Source organism: Niallia sp. FSL W8-0954 (assembly GCF_038005605.1).
GTDB lineage: Bacteria > Bacillota > Bacilli > Bacillales > Cytobacillaceae > Niallia > Niallia circulans_A.
Genome location: NZ_JBBOTN010000001.1, coordinates 4064103 through 4079134, shown reverse-complemented (window position 1 = coordinate 4079134; position 15032 = coordinate 4064103). Strand labels below are relative to the sequence as shown.

Here is a 15032-nt window from a genome sequence, read left to right as displayed (position 1 = left end):
TCATAGATGGCTGAACTAGGGAATTGCCCAAACTGTGGCGATATATATGTGTTAAATAACATTCGAGATGTGTGTTTGAAATGCTATAAACAAGAAGAAGCAGATTATGAAAAAGTATACCAATATATTCGCAAAAAGCAGAATCGCACAGCACAGATGGATGATGTGGTCGAAGCAACTGGTGTAGAAAGAACGTTGATTTATAAATTTATTAAAAAAGGCAGAATCAAGCTTGCCCAATTCCCTAATCTTGGATATCCTTGTGCCAAGTGTGGAACGATTATTCGCGAAGGGAAGCTGTGTCATTCTTGTTTATCAGGAATACAGAATGATCTCAATGTGATGGAAAAAGAAGAAGAACGAAAAAGAGAAATTGAAGAACGAAATAAATCAGCCTATCGAGTATTAGATAAAAGGTAGAATAATTAAAAAAGTTTAATAGAATTATTTTTCTATTAAACTTTTTTAATTAAATTTTACCATTTTTCTTGAATAAATAAAGTTAGAAAGCATTGGGCCGATATAGTAAGAAGAATGTATTTTATGGGAGTGTTATTATGCAAATATCTAATAAAACCCAACTATCCAATGTAACAACCAATGAAAAACAATTAGAGCTTTTAAAAAATGAAACATATAATGCCCAAATTAAATCTCGGATTTCAGAAACTGAAGCGGTTGTCCAAATTAAAGGAAAAGACTTTAATGTGAAATTTGAAGAAACGATTCCCAAGGAAAATCGAGTTTCTGTCCAAATTAGTGATATGGATGGTGGTGAAATAAAAGTTAAAACAAACACCACTAAAACTCCTGACTTACCATCGAATCCTTCATCAGAGAAAATGATAGAAGATATGAGTATTTCAGAAAAAAGTAAAAATGAATTAAGAATGGCAACGGCTATTTTAGGAAAAAAGACTACTATAAATAGAGATATATTAGTTCAGTTAAATGCATTTTTGGAAGATGAAACAGGAACAATAGATGAAAAATTAGTTTCAATACGTGCTCTGGCAAGCAAAAATCTAGAGATATCAGCAGTTAATTTACGTTCTATTCATGCAGCAGTTAATGGAGAGCCTTTAAATGATATCATTACAAAAATAGCTAATGCGATAGACCCTAATTTTCAAAAAAATTTATCGGAAAATCAAGTAGAACATCATAATACAGTCTATGCTTTAAAAAATGAAACTAGTTCAAAACCAAATAATGCTTTGAGTAAATTAATAAGTGAATTATCTTCTGCAATCGAAACGGAAGCGGATATTCAGAAAGGAATAGAGCTATTACGTACAAAAATAAGCGAAAATCCACGGATATCGAAAGAGCATATAAAAAGTATTACACAAGCTATACAAGATTCTGAAAAACTGCAATCGATAGCCAAAACTAAAATAATGGATGTATTGACTAATATAAAAACAGGCAATTTACAAGAGTCTGCTACGGAATTGAATAAAGTAAAAGACCAAATAAAGCAAGAGCCAAACCTACAAAAAGCCATCCAAACGGTAAAAGAAACGATAGTCAACAATCCGAAAATGCCGCCGGAAGTAGTAAAACAGGTAGAACAGGCAGTAAGAGAGGCAACGATAAGTCAGCGTTTAGGCCAGGAAAGTGCGGGCAGAGAGAAGCTTGTGCAGGCATTGACTCGTGCCGAACAAGAAGTAACGGCCCAGCAAGCTAAACCAATAGCAACAGATAAAGCCGTGCAAAATCAATTGACTCAAACGAAAGATCAAATAAAACAAGAGCCAAACCTACAAAAAGCGATCCAAACGGTAAAAGAAACGATAGTCAACAATCCGAAAATGCCGCCGGAAGTAGTAAAACAGGTAGAACAGGCAGTAAGAGAAGCAACAATAAGCCAGCGTTTAGGCCAGGAAAGTGCCGGTCGCGAGAAATTAGTGCAAGCAATCACAAAAGCGGAACAAGAAGTAACGGCCCAACAAACCAAACCAATATCAACAGACCAAGGCAAAGCAGTACAAGATCAATTGAACCAAACGAAAGAACAAATAAAGCAAGAGCCAAACCTGCAAAAGGCAATCCAAACGGTAAAAGAAACGATAGTCAACAATCCGAAAATGCCGCCGGAAGTGGTTAAACAAGTAGAACAGGCAGTAAGAGAAGCAGCAATAAGCCAGCGTTTAGGCCAGGAAAGTGCGGGCAGAGAGAAGCTTGTGCAGGCATTGACTCGTGCCGAACAAGAAGTAACGGCCCAGCAAGCTAAACCAATAGCAACAGATAAAGCCGTGCAAAATCAATTGAACCAAACGAAAGACCAAATAAAACAAGAGTCAAACCTACAAAAAGCGATCCAAACGGTAAAAGAAACGATAGTCAACAATCCGAAAATGCCGCCGGAAGTAGTAAAACAGGTAGAACAGGCAGTAAGAGAAGCAACGATAAGTCAGCGTTTAGGCCAAGAGAGTGCGGGCAGAGAGAAATTAGTACAAGCAATCACAAAAGCGGAACAAGAAGTAACGGCCCAACCATCCCAACCTATAGACCAAGGCAAAGCAGTACAAGATCAATTGAACCAAACGAAAGAACAAATAAAGCAAGAGCCAAACCTGCAAAAGGCAATCCAAACGGTAAAAGAAACGATAGTCAACAATCCGAAAATGCCGCCGGAAGTGGTTAAACAAGTAGAACAGGCAGTAAGAGAAGCAGCAATAAGCCAGCGTTTAGGCCAGGAAAGTGCGGGCAGAGAGAAGCTTGTGCAGGCATTGACTCGTGCCGAACAAGAAGTAACGGCCCAGCAAGCTAAACCAATAGCAACAGATAAAGCCGTGCAAAATCAATTGAACCAAACGAAAGACCAAATAAAACAAGAGTCAAACCTACAAAAAGCGACCCAAACGGTAAAAGAAACGATAGTCAACAATCCGAAAATGCCGCCGGAAGTGGTTAAACAAGTAGAACAGGCAGTAAGAGAAGCGACAATAAGCCAGCGTTTAGGCCAAGAAAGTGCTGGCAGAGAGAAGCTTGTGCAGGCATTGACTCGTGCCGAACAAGAAGTAACGGCCCAACCATCCAAACCTATAGACCAAGGCAAAGCAGTACAAGATCAATTGAACCAAACGAAAGACCAAATAAAGCAAGAGCCAAACCTGCAAAAGGCAATCCAAACGGTAAAAGAAACGATAATCAACAATCCGAAAATGCCGCCGGAAGTAGTAAAACAGGTAGAACAGGCAGTAAGAGAAGCGACAATAAGCCAGCGTTTAGGCCAAGAAAGTGCAGGACGCGAGAAATTAGTGCAAGCAATCACAAAAGCGGAACAAGAAGTAACGGCCCAACAAACCAAACCAATATCAACAGACCAAAGCAAAGCCGTGCAAGATCAATTGAACCAAACGAAAGACCAAATAAAGCAAGAGCCAAACCTACAAAAAGCTATCCAAACGGTAAAAGAAACGATAATCAATAATCCGAAAATGCCGCCGGAAGTGGTTAAACAAGTAGAACAGGCAGTAAGAGAAGCAACGATAAGCCAGCGTTTAGGCCAAGAGAGTGCGGGCAGAGAGAAATTAGTACAAGCAATCACAAAAGCGGAACAAGAAGTAACGGCCCAACCATCCAAACCAATATCAACAGACCAAAGCAAAGCCGTGCAAGATCAATTGAACCAAACGAAAGACCAAATAAAGCAAGAGCCAAATCTACAAAAAGCGATCCAAACGGTAAAAGAAACGATAGTCAACAATCCGAAAATGCCGCCGGAAGTGGTTAAACAAGTAGAACAGGCAGTAAGAGAAGCGACAATAAGCCAGCGTTTAGGCCAAGAAAGTGCTGGCCGCGAGAAATTAGTACAAGCAGTCACAAAGGCCGAACAAGAGATAACAGCCCAACCATCCAAACCTATAGACCAAGGCAAAGCCGTGCAAGATCAATTGAACCAAACGAAAGACCAAATAAAGCAAGAGCCAAATCTACAAAAAGCGATCCAAACGGTAAAAGAAACGATAGTCAACAATCCGAAAATGCCGCCGGAAGTAGTAAAACAGGTAGAACAGGCAGTAAGAGAAGCGACAATAAGCCAGCGTTTAGGCCAAGAAAGTGCAGGCCGCGAGAAATTAGTGCAAGCAATCACAAAAGCGGAACAAGAAGTAACGGCCCAACAAACCAAACCAATATCAACAGACCAAAGCAAAGCCGTGCAAGATCAATTGAACCAAACGAAAGAACAAATAAAGCAAGAGCCAAATCTACAAAAAGCGATTCAAACGGTAAAAGAAACGATAATCAATAATCCGAAAATGCCGCCGGAAGTGGTTAAACAAGTAGAACAGGCAGTAAGAGAAGCAACGATAAGTCAGCGTTTAGGCCAAGAAAGTGCTGGCCGCGAGAAATTAGTACAAGCACTCACAAAAGCGGAACAAGAAATAACAGCCCAACAAACCAAACCAATATCAACAGACCAAAGCAAAGCAGTACAAGATCAATTGAACCAAACGAAAGACCAAATAAAGCAAGAGCCAAACCTACAAAAAGCGATCCAAACGGTAAAAGAAACGATAACCAATAATCCAAAAATGCCGCCGGAAGTGGTTAAACAAGTAGAACAGATTCTTAACCAAGCAGATCAATTAAATGTAGCGTCCAAAGAGCGTATAAAAACTGCTCTTAATCAGGTTATCGATATGGATAATTCAAAAATTCCTAATGAAAAGAGTCCAGTTCAACAAAATGAGAGCAATAGAGAAGCTGCTAGGGCTAACGCGACAACTCAATTACAGTTGGATAGTATCAAACAAGCTGTTAAACAAATACAGAAGGAGCCTATTTTAGAAAAGGCACTGAATGATTTAAAGTCTGAGCTTGGTAAAAATGAAAACTTAAGTCCAGATAAAAAAGAAAAGATAGAAAAAGCAATTAATACTTCATTAGAGTTAAGTAGTAAAGGCAGAGAGATGGCATCTAGACAAAACATTTCTAAAGCTTTACAAGAAGTAGAAACAGCAATACAACAGGAAAATAAAAATTATGTAGAAGATAGTTCTCCAAAACAAGTGGAGATGGAAGAGAAACGATGGGATAGTCAGTTACAAGCCATGGGCATCTCATCAAAGGATATATTGGTAACAAAAATATCGCAAAAATTAGCAGAGGCAACACATGAGTTTAGAGATATAAAGAGAGAAATCTATCGGAATTTAGATAATGCACAAAAATTAATGGAAAAATATAAAGATTCAAGTATTCCGCAAGCATCCAAAATAATTGAAAGTACAATCGCTAAATTAGATCAAACAATTTTAAAAAGTGATTTAATGTTATATGCCGATATGCGTACCGAAAAACGATTACTCCAGGCAAGCTCACAATTAGCGGAGGCAAAAAAATATCTTTCTAATGGAAATACTGCCAAAGCAACTGAAATTGTTTCAGAGGTGAAGAAGATGGTTGAGAGTATTCAATATAAGCCATCTGAACAAAAAATTGTCCACTATGTTTCAAAAAATAGTGCGTTATTAGAAGAAGTATCTCCATTGAAAAGTTTGGTAAAACAATCTGAAGATATGGGGAGGAATTATATATTAGAAGGAGAAGAGCCTTCTTCACGACAAATGTATGAAAAAATCCGCTCATTCGGTTTAAATCGAGAGAGCGATGTAGCAAATAAACTAGTTTCAAGCCATACACCAACTAAAGAACAAGAAGATAATCTAAAGACAACATTATTGAAATTGGCAAGCAGTGAAAATTTAGGTGATGAAACAGTTAGCAGGCAGGCGGAACAGGCATTAAACAATATTAATGGTCAACAATTATTAAATAAGCAAGATTCATCTAGCCAATTGCAAAGCATGTTCTTTAATTTACCCATGCTGTTAGGCGAGAAAAATGAGAATATACAAGTATTTATCAATTCAAAATCAAAAGGAGAGCAGGTAGATTGGGAAAATTGCAATCTTTACTTTCTTTTAGAAACGAAGAAATTAGGGGATGTTGGAATTTTATTAAATGCGACAGATCGCAATCTATCTATCACCGTAAAAAATGATTCAGCAGATTTTGAAAAGAAAATGTCGCCGCTATCTAAAATTGCGGTAGATCGTTTACAAGAGATTGGTTATCAAGTTCAAAATATCCAATTTACGCATCTTACGAATCCTTCAGCTGAAGCAATAGAGAAAAAAGAGAATAAAAGGCTTGCAAGCGTTAATGAATTCATACAAGAGAAAGGAGTTAACTTACAAATATGAGCATGACAAGATATTATAATCAAAAAAATCGTTTTGAAAGAAATGGGCCAGTTGCAGCAGTATTAAAATATGACGATAAAAGTACTGCCCCTTCCGTTGTTGCACAAGGAAAGGGAGCAGTTGCTCAACAAATAATAGAATTGGCCCAAAAAAATAATATCCATATGCAAGAAGACTCCTCTCTTGTTGCAAATCTATTAGATATGGACTTAGGAGATAGTATTCCTCCTCAATTATATTCAGTAATAGCAGAAATTCTTCTATTAATTGAAGAAATGAATAAAAAATATTAAAGAAATTAAAAGTTGTTCCGATAAAAAAAACAGGAGCATTTGGAGGTGGAAAATCATGGCTAACCTTATTACAGAAGAAGTACTCTATCAAAAATCTCCACAAGAACTCACAGCGTTATTATACGAAGCATGCCTAAATAATTTAGAAGAAGCAATTGAAAATATAGAGAATAAAGATTATATCCTCGCGAATGTTAAATTAAAGAAAGCTAATGACATTGTCTGGAGACTTGGCGCTGGGATTAATTATGAGGCAGGAATTATCGCCGATCAACTAGACATGTTATATAACTATATAGCAGGAAAACTTATTGATGCCAATTTAAAAAAAGATATATCCATTATCCAAGAAGTCAAAACGATAGTAGAAGAACTACTTGCGGCTTGGACTGCAAGCATGAAAGAAAAAACACCTAAGATAAATACTGGTCTTCGCCAAAAAACATTGGCATACGAAAAAAATATCATGACATATGATAAAAATTAAAACAAAAGGAGTATATTAAAATGAAAATTAATCACAATATTCAGGCGCTGAATGCTTACCGAAATCTATACCAAAACCAATTCAATACTTCCAAAAACCTAGAAAGATTATCTTCTGGTTTAAGAATCAATCGTGCAGCCGATGATGCAGCAGGACTTGCGATTTCTGAAAAAATGCGTTCGCAAATTAAAGGCTTATCTATGGCAGAACGCAACTCACTTGATGGCGTTTCTTTAATGCAAGTAGCAGAAGGAGCAATGAATGAAGTGCACTCAATGCTTCAACGTATGCGTGAACTATCTGTACAGGCAGCAAATGACACAAATACCGATTCAGATCGTAATTCCATTCAACAAGAAATTGATCAGCTGTTAAAAGAGATTGATAGTGTTGCCGCTAAAACTGAATTTAATACACGTAAGCTATTAGATGGTTCTAGTGCAGTTGATACACAATTCCTTGATGGAGAACAGGCAAAAACAAACTTAAAGCAGGTTCCTACAGTAGTAGATCCAACTTTGGCAACAGGCAAATACGAAGTGGCAGTTTCTGGAACTCCGCAATTTGTTAATACATTAAATCAACCAGGTGCGGGAATCAGTTCCTCAGATGTTCTTACAATGGATCCAGACAGTGACTTAGCATTAGGAGAATATTCTGTGGTGGTTACAGGATATCAGGATGATGGAACAAAAAGAAGCGCCAATATTGAAATTTTTGATCCAAGTGGATTTTCTATTGGCCAGCTTGCAGCAGTAGTAGGTGAAGATGGAAAAACTGAGACAATTGGAACAGAGACTGGCAAGAAAATAAAGATAGACACAGCACAAATTACTGGAAATGGTACAGCTAAAGTTCAAATAGAATCTAAAGTTACATTATCTGTTTCTAAAGTGAATGGTGACGATTCTACTACTCCAATTACTTTCTCTAAAGAGCTTATTACAAGAAATGGAGAAGTTGAGCACGGCGGATTGAAGCTATCTTTTGGAGCGAATGTTAAAGAGGGTTCATCACAATTTGATTTAACAAACAAAGCTCTAACATTCCAAATTGGTGCCAATACAAATCAGAATCTGAATATTGATATCCCGCAATTAAGCACTGTAAAGCTGGGGATTAATAATTTGAATATTCTTTCAAACGATGATGCAAGCAAATCAATTTTCAAAATCGACCAAGCGATTAACCAAATTTCTTCCATTCGTGCTAAACTAGGTGCTACCCAAAACCGTTTAGAGCACACAATCAGCAATCTGCAAGTAACAAATGAGAACTTAACATCTGCAGAATCTCGTATCCGTGATACAGATATGGCTCAAGAAATGACCGAGTTTACAAAAAATAATATCTTGAATCAATCAGCTCAAGCGATGCTGGCTCAAGCAAATCAATTACCAAATGGAGTTCTACAGCTTCTACAATCGTAATTATTAAATCAAAGCTAGTCCTGGTAAAAGATGGACTAGCTTTTTTCTTTCTATTTTATGATAATATAAATGCTATATGTGTGTAATAAATATAAAATTAACTACATTAACAATCTTCTCTTGGAAATCTAAATATATTTATAATTATGAAAGGGAGGTTTATATATGGAAGTACAAAGAGTATCGAGGACAAGTACGGATAAAATAAAAAGTAAAGATAATTTGCCGGCAGAGAGTATTTCTTTTCAAGAAGTTATTTCTAAAAATCGTCAACAGGCAGTTTATGACAAATTAACAAAATTAGTAGAAGAAATTGAGGGACAAGGGAAAAAATTATCGGAACACCGTACGGTAGATGATTTGCGCAGATACAAAAAAATGGTAAAAGATTTTATGGATGAAGCGGTTAACAATGCTTTGAAACTAGAAGAGCAGAGTGGTTTTAATCGAAGAGGAAGAACGAAAGTATATAAAATTGTTAAAGAAGTGGATAAAAAGCTGGTGGACTTAACCAATACCTTATTAGACAAAGAAAAAAACGGTTTAGATATATTACAATCAGTTGGTGAAATCCAAGGTCTTTTAATTAATATATATACTTGAATAAGTAATTAGAACTATTGCGGCAAGTGAATTCCCAGGAATTCTATGCTGCTTTTTTATTATATCGGGATATTTTGACTAAATTGAACATGAAATATGAATAGACTGGTTAGAATAGAAATAGGAATATCAGTCTAATTTGTATAAAAACAAGTTTTAGTCTTTAAAAGGAAAAATTTTGACCGATATAGAAGATAGAAGAATAAGAACTGAAAGATGAGTATAGTAAATTTCCATATATGAAACATAAGGTCAAATTTTCTGTAGAGGAGTGTAAAAATGAAAATTAATAATTATAATCCGGTAAATATGAATCCATATAAAAAGCAGATGGAAAAAAATGCAACTGCACAAAACATAAAAAAAGAAGACAAAGTGGAAATATCAAAAGCTGCGTTAGAACTTCAAGGTACACAAGATGAAGTAAGACTAGAAAAAATTCAAGAGCTAAAAAAGCAAATTAGTGAAGGAACATATCAAGTAGATTCAAAAGAAGTTGCTGAAAAAATTCTATCATTCTGGAAAAAGAGCTAAGGAAAGATAGGAGGATTTCGGATGCAGACCGAAAAGATTGAAGCTTCGTTAAAAGACATACTTTCCTTGCATGAAGATCTGTTGCAACTTTCTTTTGAAAAAAAAGACATCCTTATTAAAGGCGATACAGATCAATTACGAGTAATCACAGGCAAAGAACAAAAGTATATTAAAGCTATTCAAAAAAAGGATCAAGAATTGCAATTGAATTGTAATAATTTTTTAGGTAATGAATCAACGCAGACAACATTAAATGATGTTATAAAAATGGTTGACGATCAAACGAAAGAGATATTAATGGAAATAAAACAGAAACTGGTAGAAGTGCTGGGATTAATAAAAACGCAAAATGACACAAATCAACAACTTATTAACCAATCTCTGCAATTTATTGAGGTCTCTCTTGATTTATTAAAGCCAGATATAGACACATATAATTACAATCGGTCAGAGACGAAAAATCCTTATCAAAAAGAAGGATTTTCGATATTTGAATCAAAGATTTAGGAGGAGAATCAATGGTTTCAACCTTTATGGGCTTAGAAACTGCAAAGCGTGCTTTGACAACACAGCAATCAGCTATTGCTACAGCTGGGCATAATATTGCAAATGCTAATACATTAGGCTATACGAGACAAAGAGTAAGTTTAGCTGCTACACAAGGATTTCCTACAGTTGGTCAGAATAGTCCGGTAATGCCAGGTCATTTGGGGACTGGAGTTCAAGCTGATCAGGTTGAACGAATTAGAGATAGCTTTGTAGATATGCAATATCGCAAAGAATCTAGTAAATTGGGATATTGGGATTCGAAGGCACAAATGTTATCACAAATGGAAAATGTTATGGATGAGTTATCTGGAACAGGGATTTCGAATAGTATGGATCAATTTTGGAATTCCTTACAGGATTTAGCGACAGAGCCAGAAAATGAAGGGGCAAGAAGAGTTGTTAGAGAACGTGGATCTGCTTTGGCGGATACGTTTAAATATATGTATTCTTCTTTAAAAGCAATTCAAAAAGATAATAGAAATGAATTAGAAAATACAGAAGACAATATTAATAGTGTGTTGAAGCAAATTAATCAATTGAATCAGCAAATAGGTGCTGTGGAGCCTAATGGCTATTTGCCTAATGACTTATATGATGAACGTGATAGATTGCTTGATTCTCTTTCTACGATGATGAATATTAAAGTAGAAGCTAAGTCCAGCGGCGGATTAGCCCGGGCAAGTGCTGAGGGACTTTATGATGTATACATGGCAACACCTGAGGGGGATATCTTAACAGATTCTAATGGTCAGCCTATTAAACTAATAGATGCATCAACAAGAACAGCAAATGGCATCCATATCCAATTTGATAGTAGAGAAGAATTAGACAGCCCAGTTACCTCTTTTAAATTTTTTAAACTAAATGATGACCCGACTGCTAAAAGTAAGTTTGATGGAATAGAAACGGATGCTGATGCTGATGCTGCAAATGGTGTATATACTTTAAACGATTTCAAGGCCTTAAATAGTCAAGGGAAGCTGAAAGGCGTAATTGAAGGTTACGGTTATATGGAAGGCGGAGAAATAAAGGGCACATATAATGCTATGTTTGACGATTTAGATGAAATGGTCTATACGTTTGTAACAGCTTTTAATGAGGTTCACCGAAGTGGATATAGTTTAAATGAAATAGAAGATGGAACTGCAAAAGATATTGACTTCTTTAGTTTTACAGATAGCAATATAACAGCTGATAATCCAAAAGGAGCAGCTGGTAGTATTGTATTGTCCAAGGAAATTTTGGAGGATGTAGATAACATAGCAGCTGCTACAGAGTCCTCTGCTGGAAATGGAACAAATGCCTTAAACCTTTCAAAAGTAAAGGATTCGATTCTTGATTTTGGCGGGAATAAAACAAATGTCCAAGCCTTTTATCAAGGGGTTATCGGCAAATTAGGAGAACAAGCTTCTGAGGCAAATAGGATGGAAAAGACTTCAGGAATATTAAAGACTTCAGTTGAGCAATCAAGAATGTCTGTAAGTGGTGTATCAATTGATGAAGAGATGGTAGACTTAATCAAATACCAGCAGGCATATAATTCAGCGGCAAGAATGATTACAATCGTGGATGAAATGCTTGATAAAGTTATTAATGGAATGGGTGTCGGAGGAAGATAAAAACTTCTATTTCCTAACTAATTAAAACTAGGAGTGTAATAGATAATGAGAGTAACTCAATCAATGCTTACCAATAATAATATGAAATACATTAGTAATAGCTATAAGGATTTACAAAGGCTTTCTGATCAAATTACAACGGGGAAAAAAATAACTAGACCCTCTGATGACCCTGTTATAGCTATGAAAGGGATGCGTTATCGTACACAAGTATCGGAGATAAAACAATATCAGCGCAACCTTAATGAAGGATATAACTGGATGGAAAATGCTGATACAGCTCTAGATAGCTCGAATCAAATTTTAAAAAAAATTAGAGAATTGACAGTGCAAGCGTCAAATGATACGTATGATGAAACGGCACGTAAGAATATTGTCGATGAAATTACCACATTACAAGAACAGTTAGTAACATTGGCAGAAACAAAAGTAGGGGATAAGTATATTTTTAATGGCACTGATACAGCTTCCTCTCCCATGAATTTAAATCAAATCGATATGGAATTTGAGGGATTTCAAGCTGGTTTAGCAGATGGGTCTATTAATCCTTCTGAATATGTAATAAACTATCAAGGAAATAAATATACCTATGATAGTACAGATAATATGTTTAAAAATAAAAATGGCTCTTCGATTGAAATTGATGGAAATACAGGAGAAATAACATATACCTATCAAGAAGAATTACCATATAAAGATGGAGAAACAGTTGCTGCTGAAAAGAAAATAGATAGTGGAAGTATTGTTATTTCAAAAGATACTGCTGTTTCGACGAATTCAAATCAAGTGCTATTAGAAGTCTCAAAAGGTATATCTATCCCTGTTAACATAACTTCAAGTAATGCTTTTTCATTAGATATGTTTGGTGGAATTGAGGCAATTAAGAAAATGATCTTGGACCCCGATGCAACAGGCAAGGAAATTACTAAATCATTAGATGCAATTGATGGATATATAACGGATGTTGTTTCCACACAGTCTCAATTAGGAGCACAATTGAATCGTGCTGAAATGGTTGAAAGTAGATTGAAGAAGCAAGAGGTTGTTGCGAATCAAACACTTTCTGAGAATGAAAATATGGATTTTGAAGAAGCTGTGATGGGCTACTTAACACAGCAGCTGGTTCATAATGCATCACTTCAAGTAGGAGCGCAAATTATGCAAAGATCATTAGTAGACTTTTTACGATAAGCTGTCCGATTGGATAGCTTTTTTCCTTTATAATAGAATTACCTATAGATAGGATGGTAAACAGAATTTTTTTTAACTGGATGCAAATAATAAATTAAAATGAGAATGGTGGTAATAAAGTGGAAATAAAAACGAAATTTCATGGGAATGTTGCTATAGAAAAAGAAAAAATAATTCGATTTGAACAAGGATTACCTGGTTTTGAAGAGGAGAAGGAATTTTATATATTGCCTTTAGAAGGAGGAGCAGACCTTTTCGTACTTCAATCAGTAGCAACCCCCTTATTAGCTTTTGTCATGATAGATCCATTTTTGTATTTTAAAGAATATGCAGTGAAAATTTCCGATGAGGTGAAAGAGTTATTAAAAATACAAGATACAAAAGAAGTAGTTATCTTTTCTCTATTAACCATTAAAGAAGAGCTGAAAAGCATTACAGCTAATCTTCAAGGTCCAATTGTTATAAATGATAGGCTGAAAAGAGGCAAGCAAGTCATACTAGTAGATTCAGATTATCAAACCAAACATGAACTTTTTCTTTTCAAGGAACAAAAGGAGGGTTCTAAATAATGCTGGTATTAAAACGGAAAGTAAATCAATCGATAAAAATTGCAAATGATATTGAAATAACAATCCTAGCAATTGAAGGAGAGCAAATAAAAATCGGAATCGAAGCACCGAAACATGTTGAAATACATAGAAAAGAAGTCTATGTTGCCATCCAAAATGAGAATAATGAGGCGGGAATTGCCTCAGTTGATTTCGTAAAAAATCTTACTAATCAATTAGGAAAAAATAATTAGATTTTTATTGTTAATATACTAAACATAAATAATTCCCTGACGATATATTTAATAGAACGGCAATTCAAGAAGGCGGCCGACTTTTTGAAATGACCGGCTAACCACATGGATGTGGAACTATTTATATTCAGGGAGGAAAACAAATAATGATTATCAATCATAACTTATCAGCGATGAATACTTATCGCCAAATGGGTTCAAACCAAGTAAATGCTTCAAAATCTATGGAGAAATTATCTTCTGGTTTACGTATTAACCGTGCAGGAGACGACGCAGCTGGTCTAGCAATTTCTGAAAAAATGCGTGGACAAATCAGCGGTTTAAACCAAGCACAACGTAATTCTCAAGATGGTATTTCATTGATCCAAACAGCTGAAGGTGCTTTAAACGAAACGCATTCTATTCTGCAACGTATGCGTGAACTTGCTACACAAGCATCTAACGATACTAATACAGATCAAGACCGTCAAGAGCTACAAAAAGAATTGAACCAATTAACTTCTGAAATCAACCGTATTGGTAACAATACTGAGTTTAACCAAAAGAAACTTCTTAATGGTTCACAAGCATTAAAAGATGGTGAGCGAGTTGCAACTGCTGGTAATACAGCTAGTGGAAATGGTTTACATTTACAAGTTGGTGCAAACTCACAACAAAACTTTACAGTAGACATTTTCGATATGCGTGCTGAAGCACTTGGTGTTGCTGGAACTGAGAATTCTACAGCAAAAATTGGTGATTCCGATAAAGTTGGTCAAAAAAATGCTTGGACTACTAATGGAACTGAAAAATATACATCTGCTAGTGGTGCTTCAACAACTGGAAACAAAATTCTAACTGAAAATGGCACAACTATTGGTGCTGAACTTGTAGAAAAATCTTCTGATGCTAAATTTGCTTCAGGTGCTGCAAATAAACTTACTGATGCTGGTAACGCTACTGGTGCTGCAGTATATGCTCTAGATATCAGTGATCATAAAAAAGCTACTGCTGCAATTTCAACTATCGATGCAGCTATTAACCAAGTTTCTGCTGAGCGTTCTAAGCTTGGAGCATTCCAAAACCGTTTAGAGCATACTATCAGTAACTTAGGTAACTCTGCTGAGAACCTACAATCTGCTGAATCTCGTGTACGTGACGTAGACATGGCGAAAGAAATGATGGAAATGACTAAGTCTAACATCCTTTCTCAAGCATCACAATCTATGCTTGCTCAAGCTAACCAACGTCCACAATCAGTATTACAATTATTAGGTTAATAATCTTAAATGACTACCGGATTTCGGTAGTCATTTTTTGCTTTTAT

At 35.8% G+C, this 15032-nt stretch carries 13 protein-coding genes; all 13 read left to right on the top strand.

The window, feature by feature from the left end; all coding sequences use genetic code 11:
* The first annotated feature begins 6 nt into the window (after positions 1-6).
* Positions 7-420 (top strand): TIGR03826 family flagellar region protein, encoded by a 414-nt coding sequence (locus NX902_RS20075; protein WP_095334308.1) that lies wholly within the window; start codon positions 7-9, stop codon positions 418-420.
* Between the two features lie 137 nt (positions 421-557).
* A complete protein-coding gene (locus NX902_RS20070) occupies positions 558-6218 on the top strand; it encodes a hypothetical protein (protein ID WP_341160944.1) in 5661 nt (1886 codons plus the stop codon).
* Positions 6215-6511, top strand: a complete 297-nt coding sequence (locus NX902_RS20065; protein ID WP_047944767.1) for an EscU/YscU/HrcU family type III secretion system export apparatus switch protein — start codon at positions 6215-6217, stop codon at positions 6509-6511. The genes NX902_RS20070 and NX902_RS20065 overlap by 4 nt, the downstream gene beginning before the upstream one ends.
* 55 nt (positions 6512-6566) lie before the next feature.
* Complete coding sequence (gene fliS / locus NX902_RS20060) at positions 6567-6998, top strand: flagellar export chaperone FliS (RefSeq protein WP_095330263.1); 432 nt, start codon at positions 6567-6569, stop codon at positions 6996-6998.
* 20 nt (positions 6999-7018) lie between these two features.
* Positions 7019-8428 (top strand): flagellin N-terminal helical domain-containing protein, encoded by a 1410-nt coding sequence (locus tag NX902_RS20055; RefSeq protein ID WP_095330264.1) that lies wholly within the window; start codon positions 7019-7021, stop codon positions 8426-8428.
* Between the two features lie 165 nt (positions 8429-8593).
* Positions 8594-9031, top strand: coding sequence for a YaaR family protein (locus tag NX902_RS20050; RefSeq protein WP_095330265.1), 438 nt, complete (start codon positions 8594-8596; stop codon positions 9029-9031).
* Positions 9032-9310: 279 nt separating this feature from the next.
* A complete protein-coding gene (flgM, locus tag NX902_RS20045; protein WP_095330266.1) occupies positions 9311-9565 on the top strand; it encodes a flagellar biosynthesis anti-sigma factor FlgM in 255 nt (84 codons plus the stop codon).
* A 21-nt stretch (positions 9566-9586) separates the two neighbouring features.
* Entirely contained in the window at positions 9587-10072 is a 486-nt protein-coding gene (locus NX902_RS20040) for a flagellar protein FlgN (protein ID WP_123260560.1), read from the top strand.
* Positions 10073-10083: 11 nt separating this feature from the next.
* The gene (gene flgK, locus NX902_RS20035) at positions 10084-11733 is read left to right on the top strand and encodes a flagellar hook-associated protein FlgK (RefSeq protein WP_095330268.1); all 1650 of its coding nucleotides are present in this window, start codon (positions 10084-10086) and stop codon (positions 11731-11733) included.
* Positions 11734-11778: 45 nt separating this feature from the next.
* Positions 11779-12924, top strand: a complete 1146-nt coding sequence (gene flgL / locus NX902_RS20030; protein WP_095330269.1) for a flagellar hook-associated protein FlgL — start codon at positions 11779-11781, stop codon at positions 12922-12924.
* A gap of 119 nt (positions 12925-13043) precedes the next feature.
* Positions 13044-13493 carry a flagellar assembly protein FliW gene (gene fliW, locus NX902_RS20025; protein WP_095330270.1) on the top strand — a complete coding sequence of 150 codons (450 nt, stop codon included), beginning with the start codon at positions 13044-13046 and terminating at the stop codon, positions 13491-13493.
* On the top strand, positions 13493-13726 hold the full coding sequence (gene csrA / locus NX902_RS20020; protein WP_163187968.1) for a carbon storage regulator CsrA: 234 nt from the start codon (positions 13493-13495) through the stop codon (positions 13724-13726). The genes fliW and csrA overlap by 1 nt, the downstream gene beginning before the upstream one ends.
* Before the next feature lie 146 nt (positions 13727-13872).
* Positions 13873-14985: a flagellin N-terminal helical domain-containing protein gene (locus tag NX902_RS20015; protein ID WP_341160943.1), complete on the top strand. Its 1113-nt coding sequence runs from the start codon at positions 13873-13875 to the stop codon at positions 14983-14985.
* Positions 14986-15032: the final 47 nt, after the last annotated feature.

Excerpts from the sequence above, each read along its gene's own strand:
- NX902_RS20065 (WP_047944767.1), top strand. The coding sequence starts at position 6,215 with ATGAGCATGACAAGATATTATAATCAAAAAAATCGTTTTGAAAGAAAT.
- NX902_RS20070 (WP_341160944.1), top strand. The coding sequence starts at position 558 with ATGCAAATATCTAATAAAACCCAACTATCCAATGTAACAACCAATGAA.
- NX902_RS20015 (WP_341160943.1), top strand. The coding sequence starts at position 13,873 with ATGATTATCAATCATAACTTATCAGCGATGAATACTTATCGCCAAATG.
- flgL (WP_095330269.1), top strand. The coding sequence starts at position 11,779 with ATGAGAGTAACTCAATCAATGCTTACCAATAATAATATGAAATACATT.
- NX902_RS20050 (WP_095330265.1), top strand. The coding sequence starts at position 8,594 with ATGGAAGTACAAAGAGTATCGAGGACAAGTACGGATAAAATAAAAAGT.
- NX902_RS20055 (WP_095330264.1), top strand. The coding sequence starts at position 7,019 with ATGAAAATTAATCACAATATTCAGGCGCTGAATGCTTACCGAAATCTA.
- flgK (WP_095330268.1), top strand. The coding sequence starts at position 10,084 with ATGGTTTCAACCTTTATGGGCTTAGAAACTGCAAAGCGTGCTTTGACA.
- fliS (WP_095330263.1), top strand. The coding sequence starts at position 6,567 with ATGGCTAACCTTATTACAGAAGAAGTACTCTATCAAAAATCTCCACAA.
- NX902_RS20075 (WP_095334308.1), top strand. The coding sequence starts at position 7 with ATGGCTGAACTAGGGAATTGCCCAAACTGTGGCGATATATATGTGTTA.
- flgM (WP_095330266.1), top strand. The coding sequence starts at position 9,311 with ATGAAAATTAATAATTATAATCCGGTAAATATGAATCCATATAAAAAG.
- csrA (WP_163187968.1), top strand. The coding sequence starts at position 13,493 with ATGCTGGTATTAAAACGGAAAGTAAATCAATCGATAAAAATTGCAAAT.
- NX902_RS20040 (WP_123260560.1), top strand. The coding sequence starts at position 9,587 with ATGCAGACCGAAAAGATTGAAGCTTCGTTAAAAGACATACTTTCCTTG.